This is a genomic window from Liquorilactobacillus uvarum DSM 19971 (assembly GCF_001434935.1).
Taxonomy (GTDB): Bacteria; Bacillota; Bacilli; order Lactobacillales; family Lactobacillaceae; genus Liquorilactobacillus; species Liquorilactobacillus uvarum.
This window is the reverse complement of record NZ_AZEG01000018.1, coordinates 12,603-26,911: the sequence shown is the minus strand read 5'-3', so window position 1 is coordinate 26,911 and position 14,309 is coordinate 12,603. Positions and strand designations below refer to the sequence as shown.

Annotated in this window: 10 protein-coding genes and 1 other annotated feature (1 of these 11 only partly in view); of the genes, 7 read left to right on the top strand and 3 right to left on the bottom strand. The window is 39.1% G+C overall.

What is annotated here, in order from left to right:
- Positions 1-23 (bottom strand) — a binding site (T-box leader); it reaches 198 nt to the left of the window's first position.
- Between the two features lie 132 nt (positions 24-155).
- On the bottom strand, positions 156-2,528 hold the full coding sequence (locus FD20_RS08740) for a phosphoketolase family protein (protein ID WP_057737772.1): 2,373 nt from the start codon (positions 2,526-2,528) through the stop codon (positions 156-158).
- 576 nt (positions 2,529-3,104) lie between these two features.
- Between FD20_RS08740 and tkt the strand changes: the two genes are divergently transcribed.
- Genes tkt through aroB form a run of 4 tightly spaced genes read left to right on the top strand, consistent with a single transcriptional unit; the run spans position 3,105 to position 8,113 of the window.
- A complete protein-coding gene (gene tkt / locus FD20_RS08735) occupies positions 3,105-5,132 on the top strand; it encodes a transketolase (protein WP_057737770.1) in 2,028 nt (675 codons plus the stop codon).
- Positions 5,133-5,154: 22 nt separating this feature from the next.
- Positions 5,155-6,012, top strand: coding sequence for a shikimate dehydrogenase (locus FD20_RS08730; RefSeq protein ID WP_057737767.1), 858 nt, complete (start codon positions 5,155-5,157; stop codon positions 6,010-6,012).
- A gap of 18 nt (positions 6,013-6,030) precedes the next feature.
- Positions 6,031-7,023, top strand: coding sequence for a 3-deoxy-7-phosphoheptulonate synthase (gene aroF, locus FD20_RS08725; protein ID WP_057737766.1), 993 nt, complete (start codon positions 6,031-6,033; stop codon positions 7,021-7,023).
- Between the two features lie 10 nt (positions 7,024-7,033).
- Positions 7,034-8,113 carry a 3-dehydroquinate synthase gene (aroB, locus tag FD20_RS08720; protein WP_057737764.1) on the top strand — a complete coding sequence of 360 codons (1,080 nt, stop codon included), beginning with the start codon at positions 7,034-7,036 and terminating at the stop codon, positions 8,111-8,113.
- Positions 8,114-8,206: 93 nt separating this feature from the next.
- On the opposite strand, the gene FD20_RS08715 is transcribed toward aroB, so the two are convergent.
- Complete coding sequence (locus FD20_RS08715; RefSeq protein ID WP_057737762.1) at positions 8,207-8,932, bottom strand: GntR family transcriptional regulator; 726 nt, start codon at positions 8,930-8,932, stop codon at positions 8,207-8,209.
- Between the two features lie 290 nt (positions 8,933-9,222).
- On the opposite strand from FD20_RS08715, the gene galE reads away from it, so the two are divergent.
- From galE to FD20_RS08700, 3 genes are all read left to right on the top strand, one after another.
- On the top strand, positions 9,223-10,218 hold the full coding sequence (gene galE / locus FD20_RS08710) for a UDP-glucose 4-epimerase GalE (RefSeq protein WP_057737760.1): 996 nt from the start codon (positions 9,223-9,225) through the stop codon (positions 10,216-10,218).
- A gap of 485 nt (positions 10,219-10,703) precedes the next feature.
- Positions 10,704-11,774 carry a 2,3-butanediol dehydrogenase gene (locus FD20_RS08705; RefSeq protein WP_057737758.1) on the top strand — a complete coding sequence of 357 codons (1,071 nt, stop codon included), beginning with the start codon at positions 10,704-10,706 and terminating at the stop codon, positions 11,772-11,774.
- A gap of 183 nt (positions 11,775-11,957) precedes the next feature.
- Positions 11,958-13,709 carry an oleate hydratase gene (locus tag FD20_RS08700; protein ID WP_057737756.1) on the top strand — a complete coding sequence of 584 codons (1,752 nt, stop codon included), beginning with the start codon at positions 11,958-11,960 and terminating at the stop codon, positions 13,707-13,709.
- 185 nt (positions 13,710-13,894) lie between these two features.
- On the opposite strand, the gene FD20_RS08695 is transcribed toward FD20_RS08700, so the two are convergent.
- Positions 13,895-14,203, bottom strand: coding sequence for a hypothetical protein (locus tag FD20_RS08695; RefSeq protein ID WP_057737754.1), 309 nt, complete (start codon positions 14,201-14,203; stop codon positions 13,895-13,897).
- Positions 14,204-14,309: the final 106 nt, after the last annotated feature.

Here is a 14,309-nt window from a genome sequence, read left to right as displayed (position 1 = left end):
TATGTCCCTCTCATTGCTTACCATGTTATTGTAAATTATTAATTTTGATAACGCAACCTGAAATGTTAATTTTTCAATTTAATTCTAAATTAGATAAACATCGGTTAAAAGGCGCTTATGGTAAGATGATCAAAGAAAATTTTTAAAATATTTTGTTATTTTAAATCTTTCCATTCCCAATTTTCAACTTCAGGCAGATCAGTTCCTTCATCACGGATGAATTGATGATGTTTCTCAATGGTACTATTCATCTCAGCAACAATTTGTGCGTATTTATCAGCATTTGGTAAGCTTAAAATAGCGGATTTAACAAGATCGAAACGATCCATCTGGTTAAGCACACGCATGTCGAATGGTGTTGTAATGTCTCCATTTTCACGATAGCCATGAATATGGAGGTTATGATTGTAGCGATCAAAGAAAATGTCTCTGATCAAGCCTTCATAACCATGGAAGGCAAAGATGACAGGCTTGTCTTTTGTAAAGTAAGCATCAAATTCGGCATCGCTCAAACCGCGAGGATCCAATTTTTGACTGCGTAATCTCAGAAGATCGACAACATTAATGAAACGGATCTTCAAATCTGGTATCTTTTCATGCAGAATTGAAATAGCAGCCAGTGATTCTAAGTTAGGTTCTGTACCCGCTGCAGCAAAGATAACATCTGGTTCCGCATTCTGATCGGTTGAAGCCCAGTCAATGACCTTAAGTCCGCGATCAACCAATTCTTTGGACTCAGCAACAGAATAAAATTGCGGACGTGGATGTTTGGAAGAAACAATTAAGTTGATTTTTTGACGATCATTCAAGACCTTGTCGAAGACAGCTAGCAGAGAATTGGCGTCCGCTGGAAGGTATTCACGGATAAATTCTGGCTTTTTATCAGCTAAATGTCCAAGAATACCCGGATCCTGATGTGTATAGCCGTTATGATCTTGCTGGAAAACAGTCGATGTTGCCACAACGTTTAAAGAAGGAACATCACTGCGCCAAGATTGATCTGTTGCTTTGCGCAGCCATTTGAAATGCTGTGTCAGCATTGAGTCAACAACACGCAAGAATGCTTCATAGCTGGCAAAGATTCCATGACGGCCGGTTAAGACGTAGCCTTCAAGCCAGCCTTCAGCCTGATGTTCAGAAAGCTGTGAATCGATCACTCGTCCCTCGGGAGCCAAGAATTCATCGTTTGGTTCTTTAATTGTTTCAAGCCATTGACGTTTAGTTGCTTCAAAAATAGGTGCAAGACGATTGGACATTGTTTCATCAGGACCAAACAAACGGAAATTACTATTTTGGGCATTTTCTTTAAAGACATCGCGTAAATACTTGCCTAAAACCGTCATGTCTTGCGCAATTACTTTGCCCCTTGTGGAATTATCAACAGCGTAGTCGCGATAATCCGGCAAAATCAGATCTTTAATTAGCTTTCCTGGGTTAGTATGCGGGTTCGCAGCCATACGCTTATCACCTTTAGGAGTAAGTGCAGCAAGTTCAGGCTTCAAGCTGCCATCTTCATTGAATAGTTCTTCAGGACGGTAACTCTTTAACCATTCGACCAATGCATCGGCATGTTCCATATCATTTTGATCAACAGGAATCGGAATTTGATGTGCTCGGAAAGAACCTTCGATTGGTTCGTTATCCCAATATTTTGGACCAGTCCAACCCTTTGGAGCACGAAAGATGATCATTGGCCATGTTGGCAGTGATGCATCATTATTTTCACGGGCATTTTTTTGAATAGTTTTAATTTCTTCAATTGCTTTATCCAGTGCTTGAGCCATTATAGGATGGACTTTAGCAGGGTCACTGCCTTCAACAATAATAGGATTCCACCCTAAACCTTCAAAATATTTTTGTAATTCTTCATTACTTTGACGTGAAAGAAGTGTCGGATTTGAAATTTTGAAGCCATTCAAATCAAGGATGGGTAAAAGTGCTCCATCGTTGATTGGATTGATAAATTTATTTGATTGCCATGAAGTTGCTAAAGGGCCAGTTTCAGCTTCGCCATCACCGACGACAGCAGCTGCGATCAAATCTGGGTTATCAAAAATCGCACCAGTTGCGTGTGAGATTGAATATCCCAATTCACCGCCTTCATGGATTGAACCGGGAGTTTCTGGCGCAGCATGAGAAGCGACTCCGCCTGGAAAAGAAAAACGTTTGAAAAGTTTTTTCATACCTTTTTCATCTTGTGTTATGTCAGAATATATTTCCGTGTAACTGCCATCAAGATAGGAATTAGAAACCATGACTTGACCACCATGACCAGGTCCTTCAACATAGAACATATTTAAATCGTATTTATTGATAACCCGGTTCAAATGGGCATAAATGAAATTTTGACCGGCGATTGTTCCCCAGTGTCCAATAGGTTTAACTTTGACATCTTTTGCTTCTAGAGGGCGTTTTAATAGCGGATTGTCCTTTAGGTACAACTGACCAACTGAAATATAATTGGCAGCCCGCCAATAAGCATCGAGTTTGTTTAAATATTGTGGGGATGAATAGTTTTCTGAAGTCATAAAAATAGCTCCTTTATTTAAAATTCAACTTGTATTTGATCAACTTATTATCCATCTATAATAATAATGGATTTGTATGTAAAGTCAACTTTTTAGAGTATTGGAACGGTCCAATTTATCGCTTTATTTATAACGGCAGAAAGTTAATGGTTAATACTTTTAAATAAAAAAACAAAAAAGGGTTGACTTTCATAAAACAAGCCTTTATTATCCTAATTAACAGTTCGTTTCTAATCAATATTTTATTTTTTTTAGGAGAATCTAATTATGCGAAAATTATTAGTTAAACAATCAAATCGATTTTATTATTACTGGTTTATTCAGTAATGTCGACATCACATCTGATGTGGACATTACGTTCCGCATTGGATGTGGCCAGTAATTTTCGTATGTTGAATATTATTGAAAGCCACATGATGCAGTTGTTAAGCACTGTGTGGCTTTTTCTAAATCATGGCTGGACTCTCTTATCTTTGTCAAAGAGGACAAGTCCAAGGTGATTCGGAATAAAAAAGCTCTCATGGTGCAAACCGTGAGAGCTTTTTTATTGTCGCCAAGGAAGCAGGAGGAATAAAAATGGAAAAGAAGTCGGATACAGGGGATAAAATTGCGATAGATAACTTACGAATGTTAAGTGTAGAAATGGTTCAAAAAGCTAATTCTGGACATCCAGGGTTACCTTTAGGTGCAGCACCAATGGCATGGACGTTGTGGAGTCGGCATTTACGGATCAATGCTCATGATCCAAAGTGGTTTGATCGTGACCGTTTTGTCTTATCTGCGGGTCATGGATCAGCATTACTGTATAGTTTACTGCATTTAAGCGGTTTTGATATTACAATGGATGATCTTAAACATTTCCGTAAATTCGGCAGCAAAACACCTGGTCATCCAGAATATGGGCTGGTTCCTGGCGTAGAAGCAACAACAGGCCCGCTGGGGCAAGGCTTAGGCATGGCTGTTGGCATGGCGTTAGCTGAGGTGCATCTCGCTGAGAAATTCAATAAAACTACCAACGTAATTGATCATCACACATATGTTTTAGCCAGTGATGGTGATTTGATGGAGGGTGTCTCGCACGAGGCCGCAAGCTTTGCTGGAAATCAAAAGCTTTCTAAATTAATTGTTTTATATGACTCAAATAATATTTCGTTGGACGGTCCAACGAGCCGCTCTTTTAAAACGAACGTCAGGCAACGGTTTGAAAGTTATGGATGGGACACGTTTGTGGTAACTGACGGCAATAACGTTGAATCGATCGATCAAGCAATCGTAGATGCCAAAAAGACGGACAAACCGACATTGATTGAAGTAAAGACAACAATCGGGTTTGGAACGCCTGATGCTGGAACTAATCGAGTGCACGGTAATCCTCTAGGAATAAAAAACATGGCTATTTTGCGAGAAAGGTTGTCTTGGACGGCTGATGAATTCACCGTTTTACCGGAAGTTGAAAACTATGCGCAAAAAATGATTGTTCAACGAGGAAGAGATGCAGAAAGGCAGTGGAATAAAAAAATTCTTGAATTGCAGGATAGGGATCCAGAGTTGCTGAAGGTCTTGAAGAAAGCAATGAATGAGAAAACAACGACAAATGCAACAGAAGGTGTTGCAAGTTATGAAAATGGTGCTGAGGCTTCACGTGATACAAGCCATAAAATTATTCAGAGCATTGCATCTAGAATGGATGAATTTGTCGGCGGCTCAGCCGATCTTGCTTCTTCAAACAAAACAACAATCGAAAATAGCCCTTTAATGACCAAGCAACACAGGAGCGGCAGAAACATTGCTTTCGGGGTAAGAGAATTTGCTCAAGGAACGATTCTGAATGGAATGGCACTTCATGGAGGCATGCGTGTTTTCGGGGGAACATTCTTAGTTTTTTCGGATTACATGCGTGGTGCTATTAGGCTTGCAGCATTGCAGAAGCTGCCGGTGACCTATGTCTTTACGCATGATTCAATTGCAGTTGGTGAGGATGGACCAACACATCAGCCAATAGAACAGTTGATGAGTCTAAGAGTTATTCCAAATGTTGTTGTTTTGCGGCCAGCAGATCCTAATGAAACGATTGCAGCTTGGCAACAAGCCATAACTTCGATAGACCATCCAACGGCTTTGATCCTGACTAGGCAGAAACTGCCTGTTTTATCTCACTCAGATAAGCTTGCTGCCGATGGTGTTGCTTGCGGTGGATATGTAATATCACCTCAAAAAGGATTGAAACCGGTAGGTATCTTACTCGCAACAGGTTCCGAAGTTTACTTGGCAATCAAAGTTCAGCAGGCACTAGCAAAGCTAGGCCAAGATGTGAGTGTTGTTTCAATGCCGTCGATGGAATTATTTGAAAAACAATCAGTAAAGTATCAAGAGCAAGTTCTTCCCTCTGAAGTTCGTAGAAGAGTTGCAATTGAAATGGGGACGACCTTAGGATGGCAGAAATTTGTTGGTTTAGACGGTTCTGTGGTTGGAATCGATCATTTTGGTGCAAGCGGGGCTGAAGATGAGGTCATTTCTGCTAACAACTTTACCGTTGAACGCATTGCGCAGATCTACCAGCAGACACATTCGCATAATGAAATTAGATTATCAGTGATTGGCTAGATGGATTGGGGGATCATCAAAAATGAAAATTAATGCGCACACAGCTTTGTATGGCTTTATTGCATATCCAGCTAAACATAGCTACTCGCCAGCAATGTATAACTGCAGTTTTAAACATTGCAGACTGAATGCACGTTACCTCGCATTTGAGGTCGCGCCATCCAATCTATCTGAAGCAGTATCAGGGATCAGAAGTTTGAATCTTAAGGGAATTAATTTATCAATGCCATTTAAAAGAGATATTATTCCGTTTCTGGATGAAATTACGCCGGAAGCACGGCAGATTCAGGCTGTGAATACAGTTAAGAATGAGAATGGCCGTCTAATAGGGGCGACGACAGATGGTGATGGTATGTTTGAAGATCTGAAATCTCGCGGATGGAACTTAAAGGGAAGAAAAATTACAGTTCTTGGTGCAGGTGGAGCAGGTCGGTCAATTATAGCGGCTGCGGCTAGATATAATGTACGTGAAGTAAACATTTTTAAGCGTAAGAATAGCACATACACTCAGTTGAAAGAGTGGGTTGAATCGATCGCAGATAAATCAGAAACTGAATTTAATGTTTATCCATATAACGATGATGAAAAAATGAAGAATACTCTTGAACAGAGTGATATTTTGATTAATACAACAAATATAGGAATGACAGAGAAACGATTGCCATTCGGCGAAGATGTTCTGGAAAGCCTTTCTCCTAATCAGCTTGTTTACGATATTATTTATCAGCCAGCAGAGACAGTACTTTTAAAAAAAGCAAAAGAACATGGTTGTCAGATATACAACGGGTTAGGAATGTTGTTATGGCAAGGAGCATTAGCTTTTAATTTTTGGACCGGTCAAAAAATGCCAGTCGAAGAAGTAAAAAAAATATTGCAATAATGCAAGGAGGAAATAAAAATGATTATTGTCTTAAATGAAAATGGTGTAAAAAAAGGTATTGCAGCATTAAAGAAAAGTTTTGCAGACAAAACACAGGTGTTCGTTAATGGCAATCGCGTTGCCGTTCAAGGGGCGGTTAAAGATGATCTTCCGACAGAAATTTTGAAGGCCACAAAAGAAATTATTACTGATGTGCCAGCTGCAGTTCAAGGGAGCAGACTATTTCACCCGCAGGATACGATTATTCATACACCACATGCAGTCATTGGAGGCAATGAGTTTATTATGATGGCTGGACCTTGCTCTGTTGAGAGTGAAGAACATGTGAGAAAGATGGCTGCGATTGCCAAAAAAGGCGGGGCTAAAATCGTTCGTGGTGGTGCATTCAAGCCGAGGACTTCACCGTACTCTTTCCAAGGCTTAGGTGAAGAAGGCCTCAAGTACTTGCGAGAGGCAGCAGACGAAAACGAGATGGACATGATTACAGAAGTTATGGATGATGAACACGTTGAGATGGTTGCAAAATACACGGATATTTTTCAAATAGGCGCGCGCAATATGCAAAATTTTTCACTCTTGAAAACGGTTGGTAAAACTAATATCCCAGTTGCTTTGAAACGCGGGATGTCAGCAACGATCGACGATTTACTGAATGCTGCCGAATACATTGCTTCGGAGGGAAATAGCCAGATTATGTTGTTGGAACGCGGGATAAGAACCTTTGATAACAAATACACCCGCAATACCTTTGACCTAGGGGCAGTTCCAGTTCTGCAAAGATTGACGCACTACCCAGTAATTGTAGATCCAAGTCACGCGGTTGGAGAATGGGATCTTGTAACACCTATGGCATTGGCTGGGGCGGCCTCTGGTGCTACGGGGATGATCGTTGAGATTCACGATGAACCTCAAAAAGCTTTGTCGGATGGTCCACAAGCATTAAAACCGGATACGTACTTGAAGATGGCTCAAAAGGTCTTCGAGGTTCATCAGGTAGTAAACGGAAAGTAGGTAAATTTGTATGCCGATAAAAAAGTCTGACGAAATAGTACTTAAAGATTATCAAGTAAAGATTCAAAAGGGCGTATTGAACAGGTTGGTCGAATTTATAGGGCCACTTTGGCAGAAAAGAAAAATTGCTTTGATTACTGATGATAATGTTGGACCACTGTATGCAAATGCTGTGAAAGGACAGCTTGTGAGGATGGGACATCAGGTCATTATTTTGACTATTCCTGCAGGGGAGGCAAGCAAATCTTGGAAACAGGTACAACTGCTAATAAATTCCTTAGCGCAAAATGATTTTGTCCGTTCCGATAGTGTTATTGCTTTGGGCGGCGGGGTTGTCGGTGATTTAGCAGGTTTTATTGCATCGATTTATATGCGCGGTATTTCAATTATTCAAATTCCTACTTCGCTGTTGGCACAAGTTGACAGTTCTGTTGGGGGAAAAACGGCAATTGATCTGAAGACAGGTAAAAACATGGTGGGCAGTTTTTATCAGCCTGATTTGGTCTTAATTGATCCAGATACTATTCAGACATTGCCTAAGAGGATGCTGGTTGAAGGTTATGGCGAAATTATTAAGTGCGCAGCTCTAGTTGGTGGCACATTCTGGAAAATAATTGAGAAAGTGAATCAAGCGGAAGATATTATTACTCATGCTGAGGAACTAATTCATGCCAGTATTACTTTCAAAGCAGAGGTTGTGATACGCGATGAAAAGGAAGAAAATTTGCGTAAACTGTTGAATTTTGGACATACGATAGGCCATGCTTTAGAGTTGATCGAAACAGGGAAGCTCATGCATGGTGAAGCAGTTGCGATTGGGATTGCACGTATAACTGCTGCATTTGAAAAAAAAGGTATGACCAAAGGAGATACGACCTTTAAGGTAAAAGGCAGATTGGCATGTGTAGGCCTGCCAGTTGATGCAAAAGAGCTTGGATCAGATGCTTTTTACAGTGCAATTTTGCACGATAAGAAAATCAAGAATGATCAGATAACACTTGTATATATAAAAGAAATTGGGCAGCCTGCATTTTATACACTTAAAATAGCTGAAATAAGGAATTGGCTTAATCCAGTGCTCGCATTTTAACAACAATGAAGACAATCAATAATAATTACAAGAAAAGCACGTTAAAAATATGTGTAAAAGCAGCGATAGAAAGCTGTTATTCAGTGTATTTTACTAATTAACAGCTACAAAAGTATTAAACTTTAAGTATTTGTAATGAAAACGCATGTGTGAAAACTCAAATGGGGTTCCGTTATCTAAAAAAAAGATTCCTTCCATGATGCCCGTTGGTTCTTTTTCCGAAAGTTTAAGCAGTTGCTGATCTCTTGCAGTTGAAGGTTCTGCAAAAACAGAAAGAAATGATTTACTGACGGCTTGCCGATGTTCCTTTTGAACATAATTAAAAATTGATCCTTGAATGATCTCATGTGACAATTCAGGAATAATTTTAATTGGGATGTAGCCAGTTTCAATCATGAAAGGATGTTCATCGAACAACCGCAAACGAACGATTTTGTAAACAAAGTCATCACTCCTCAAAAAGAGGTCGCGTTGTAATTCACGTGTGGGCTTGATGACCTCAAAGGAGAGGACTTTAATACGCGGTTTCTGACCATCCATTTTAAAATTATCAGTTACACCTAGGTTGGATCCTTCTTCATAATTAAAAACAGATTCGTTTTTTAGATATAAGGGATTAATAAATGTGCCAGCACCGCGTTTTTTAAAAATGATGCCATCACTAGCCATTCGACCTAAGGATCTTTTGATAGTGCTGCGGCTGACACCGTAAAGCAAACTTAAAGTTCGTTCATCGGGCAGTTTTAGTTCTGGATAATCTCCTGCGAAAATCTTTTGCTTCAGATCAGCGATGATTTGTTTGTAGACCAATTCAGCCATAGTTTTACCCCTTATATCAATTTCTAATCTCTAGTTAACCACAAGAAACAACAAACGACAAGTACCGGTCTTTCTGACTACCAGGTAGAGATAAGTGTAAGTTTTTATTTAATTTGACAAAAAGGTGTGAATAACTGGTAAAATGTTATCGGATAGATTTTTAGTCAATCTAAAGACTGATTATGAATGGATCCGTAAAAATTGCTTCTTATTCAAATAAAAGCAAACGTGCATAGGAGTTAAGTTACCCCAAATCGAGAAATGTGCACGCTCCAAGGAGGAAATGCCTAATGGCAGTTTTAGTTTTAGGTGGAGCCGGTTATATTGGTTCTCACACAGTTGATCGTTTAGTTGAAAAGGGTGCTGATGTTGTCGTTGTTGATAGCTTGGTCACAGGCCATCGAGCAGCTGTTAGTGATAAAGCAAAGTTTTACCAAGGTGATATCGCAGATCAACCGTTTATGCGTCAGGTTTTCGCTGAAAATCCTGCAATTGATGCAGTAATTCATTTTGCAGCTTTTTCTCTTGTCGCGGAATCCATGAAGAAACCGCTGAAATATTTTGATAATAACACGGCTGGAATGATTAATTTACTAGAAGTCATGAATGAAGTTGGAGTTAAGCGTATTGTCTTTTCGTCAACAGCCGCAACTTATGGTATTCCTGAGACGATGCCTATTAAGGAGACGGATCCGCAGAAACCGATCAATCCTTATGGTGAAAGCAAGTTAGCTATGGAGAAAATCATGCATTGGACTGATCTAGCTAATGGAATAAAATTTGTAGCTTTACGCTACTTTAATGTTGCCGGAGCAAAGCCCGATGGCACAATTGGGGAAGATCATAACCCTGAGACACATTTGTTGCCGATTGTACTGCAAGTAGCAGCAGGAACTCGAGATAAGCTGCAAATCTTCGGGGATGATTACAATACGCCCGATGGGACTAATGTGCGTGATTATGTTCATCCATTTGATTTGGCAGATGCCCATATCCTGGCAATGAACTATTTGCGTGAGGGTAACGAAAGCAATGCTTTCAATTTAGGTTCTTCGACTGGTTTTTCAAATATGGAAATTTTAAAGGCTGCGCGTGAAGTTACAGGAAAACCGATTCCTACAGTAATGGCACCAAGAAGGGGTGGAGATCCGGATACGTTAATCGCTGCTTCGGATAAAGCACGCAAAATATTAGGATGGAAACCTGAGTTTGATGATATTCATAAAATTATCAAAACTGCTTGGAAATGGCATCAAACCCATCCAAATGGTTTTGCAGATCGTTAAAAGATAAAAAATGTAATTTTTTTTAGTTTACAAAAATGTATCTAAAATAAATATATATTAGTTAATTCTTTAGAAGCATTGAATTGTCACTCAGTAGTGGCTCTTCAATGCTTCTTTATGCTGCTTACATATAAGATTAAAATCCAAAGCGCTATAATTTTCAAAATAAGTTGTTACTTTAAACAAAAAAATCAAAAGTATATTTGGTATAAAAATTTAGATTAACCTTCTTTAATCCATTAAATATAGGTTATGAATCACTAATTATATTAGAAATTTCAAATGATAGTATTTGAAAAAAGAAAAGAAAGGGTCTACAATTTGTGATGTAAAAAGAAAGCGATTCCACAAAAGGCCTATGTGTGTTTGCCTTCAAATTTTGTGACTTTAAGAACAGCTACTGAAGTCAGAACAAATGACTTCAAATCAAGCAAATTATATAGCTCACTTTAGTGCATCACTGTAATTGAGGGAGGATGATGTTGATGAAAGCAGCAAGGATATATGGTAAGAAAGATATACGGCTTGAAGATATTCCAATAGCAGATCCAAAGGAAAATCAAGTTCAAATAAAGGTTAAGTACTGCGGCATTTGCGGAAGTGATCTGCATGCATACCTAGAGGCTTGGGGATTGCCGACCGAGCCACACCCGCTCACTGAAAGGACCTTGCCGATAGTTTTAGGACATGAGTTTTCTGGAGAAGTTGTTAAAGTCGGTTCTGGAGTGACAACTTTGAAAAAAGGAGATGCTGTAGCTGTAGAACCTTTAATTGCATGTGGGAAGTGCGATAATTGCCGAAGAGGTGATTATAATTTCTGCAACAGAGTTTTTGCTCCCGATGGTGCTGGAAATTTTCTCGGTTTTTCAGATGATGGCGGTTTTGCACAGTATGCGAATGTTAAGGAAATTTTTGCGCACAAAATGCCAGCAGGAATGAGCTATGAATTGGGAGCTTTGGCAGAACCAACAGCTGTTGTTTTTGAAGCAATTAAACGAAGTGGTCTGCGTGAAGGACAGAATGTTGCGGTTCTGGGTGCTGGACCGATTGGTCTGTTAACAGCGCTGCTGTCAAAAATAGCGGGGGCTGATAATGTTTATATTATTGATGTTTCGAAGTCGCGTCTGGACAAGGCAAGAGAACTCGGAATTAAAAAAACATTGAACCCTCTAAAGGTCGATGTTGTTGAAGAGGTTAGGAAAAATTGTCCTAATGGTGTTGATGTTACATTTGAAGCTGCCGGTGTGCAGGCCACATTTGACTCTGGTTTGAAATTAACCAGAAGAAATGGAACTTTCCAAATTGTTGCGCTTTTTGGCAGACCTGTCACAATCGATTTGACGAATGATCTGATCATGAACGGGATAAGAATTGTGACAACACTGGCTTACAATAATTCCTTTACATCTGTTTTGGGAATGTTGAAGAATCATCAGGAGTTATTTGAAAAAATAATTACAAAAAAAATCAGTTTGGATAATGTCGTTCAGGCGGGGATTAAGACATTAGCGGTAGACAAAGAACAAGTTAAGATCCTAGTTTCACCAGAAATGTAGAGCGCAAGCAACCGAAAATACAGAAAGTGGATAGTTTTTAAAAGGTTCATTGATGTCAGACAAGCGGTGACATCAATGAACCTTTTTTTCGTTATAAACAATTAATATCTTAAACATAGAATATTTATGTCTATGAGCTTATAATGATCTGTGGAAGCGATAACAAACTACGGGAGGGATAATATGATTAAAAACAAAGCCATTATGATTGGAGCAGGTTTGGCAAACATGGCAGCTGCAGTTTATTTGATCCAAGAGGGGCATTGGAAGGGATCACAAATTACCTTTTATTCGCTAGATGATCATGGATCTAATGATGGTGCTGAAACGGCAGATATGACGGATGAGTATTGGAATAGAAATCACCCACTAGAGAATCAAGAAGGCTACGTTGCACGGGGCGGACGGATGCTCAATTATCGCACATACGTTGATTTAATGGATCTTTTAGGAAGGATACCTTCTATAACAGAACCAGGAATGACTGCCGCAGAGGATACTCGAGATTTTGATGCACGACATCGAACTTTTGATAAGGCTCGTCTGCTTGAAGGCGAAAAACGAATTTTGAATGCGGGAAAGCTCGGTTTGAACAATAAGGATCGTTACTTGCTGACTAAGCTTATCATGTTACCTGATTCTAAAGAAGAAGAGCTCGATAATGTTTCTATTGCAGATTATTTTAGGAATGACCCACATATCTTTACGACTAACTTCTGGTTTATGTGGGAAACAACTTTTGCATTTAGAACACAGAGTTCTGCACAAGAGCTGCGGCGTTATATGCATCAAATGATTTACGAATTTACGCAGATTGAACATTTGGTGGGTGTCAATCGTACGCGGTATAACCAGTATGAGAGTATCATGTTGCCTTTGATAAATTATCTTAAAGAGCAGGGATGTAAAATTATTTTGAATCGGCGGGTTACCGATTGGAAATTTAAAGAAACAGTGATGCAAGATGAAATAACTGTAACCGGATTAAAGATGGAGAATACTCTAACAGGGGAAGAGGAAACTGTTACAGTTGATGATCAAACAGCCGTTATTTTTACCAATGGGTCGATCACGGATTCTGCAACATTGGGCGATTATACGAAACCAGCTGTTGAGAATTTAGATTATGGCGCGGCAGCGGGGCTTTGGAAGAAAGCGACAGAACATTTCTATAATTTGGGTAATCCAGATAAGTTCTTTGCTGATCGGAATGCAAGTGAATGGGTGAGTTTTACGCTGACAACTAAAAATCATCTGCTACTTAATGAAATAACACGAATTACGATGCAACTGCCGGGAAATGCATTGAATTCATTTATTTCAACTGTACCGATTACTCCATTAGGTCACAAAGATGTTAATATGTCGATTGTGGTTCATCATCAGTCGCATTTTACAACACAGAAGCCAAATGAAACTGTTATTTGGGGTTATTTCTTGTACCCTCGTCGCAAAGGAGAATTTGTTGATAAGCAGTACATTAAAATGAATGGAAAAGAAATGGTTTTGGAATTGCTGGGGCAGCTTGCAAAAGTTGATCCGGGGCCACTTAATATTGTGGACAAAAAAGAAGAAATTTTAAACAGTGTTATTAACTGTATTCCAGTCTATATGCCGTATGCGTCGGCTTTATTCAATAATCGAGCAAAGACAGATCGACCTGAGATCATTCCAGCACATTCGACGAATTTAGCATTTACAGGAGAGTTTGTTGAACAGCCGTATCAGATGATTTTTACTGAGCAAAGTGCAGTTCGTTCGGGTGAAATCGCAGCCTTTCATTTTGCTGGAGTCTCAATGGATAAATTAATTAAAACTCCACGTTATGATAAAGATCCTGTTACGTTAGCCAAAGCAACTAAAAAATGTTCTCTTGATAAAAATAAAATTGTAATTAAGTGTGAGGTAATGGAAAGGAGTTCGCCCAGAATCTGACTTATGGGGATGCACTTATACGAAAACCAAAAAGGGAGCTAGGCCAAAAGTTAAATTTTGGCCTAGCTCCCTTTTCAACTTAACCTGCATTAACGTGTTGCATCATATGCTAATGCTCTCTGTTAAACACTTAATATTGTGTTATTTTTCCCATTATATCCATGATAATAAGTGACGTTGTAGAATCAAGCACTAATTTTTTTAAGCAAGTGATCGGCATCTTCAGAGGAAAGCGGCAAAAAATCAGAACCGATAACTTTTTTATCAAGAATCAATTGGTAGTTGCTGTCCAATGTTTCAACGAGGGGACGTAGATAATTGAGCTGTTCGGATTCAAAACGGCTAAAGGAAAAGTTGCGACTATTTTTCATGTCATTCTCAAGTTCTTTTGAAAAGACAACATCTAAGAAATGACCACTTTCCTCATTTGACAAACGCCATTCCGTATTTTTTGTCGCACGTGCCTCTGTTCGTTCAATTTTTGTGTTTACCATTAAAAATTCCTCCTTATGAATCCCCTTACATTAGATGGCTATACCTTATCATTAAAAACGATTTTTTGCAACTTAATTGCTGTTAAAACTATAATTGGTATTGCTA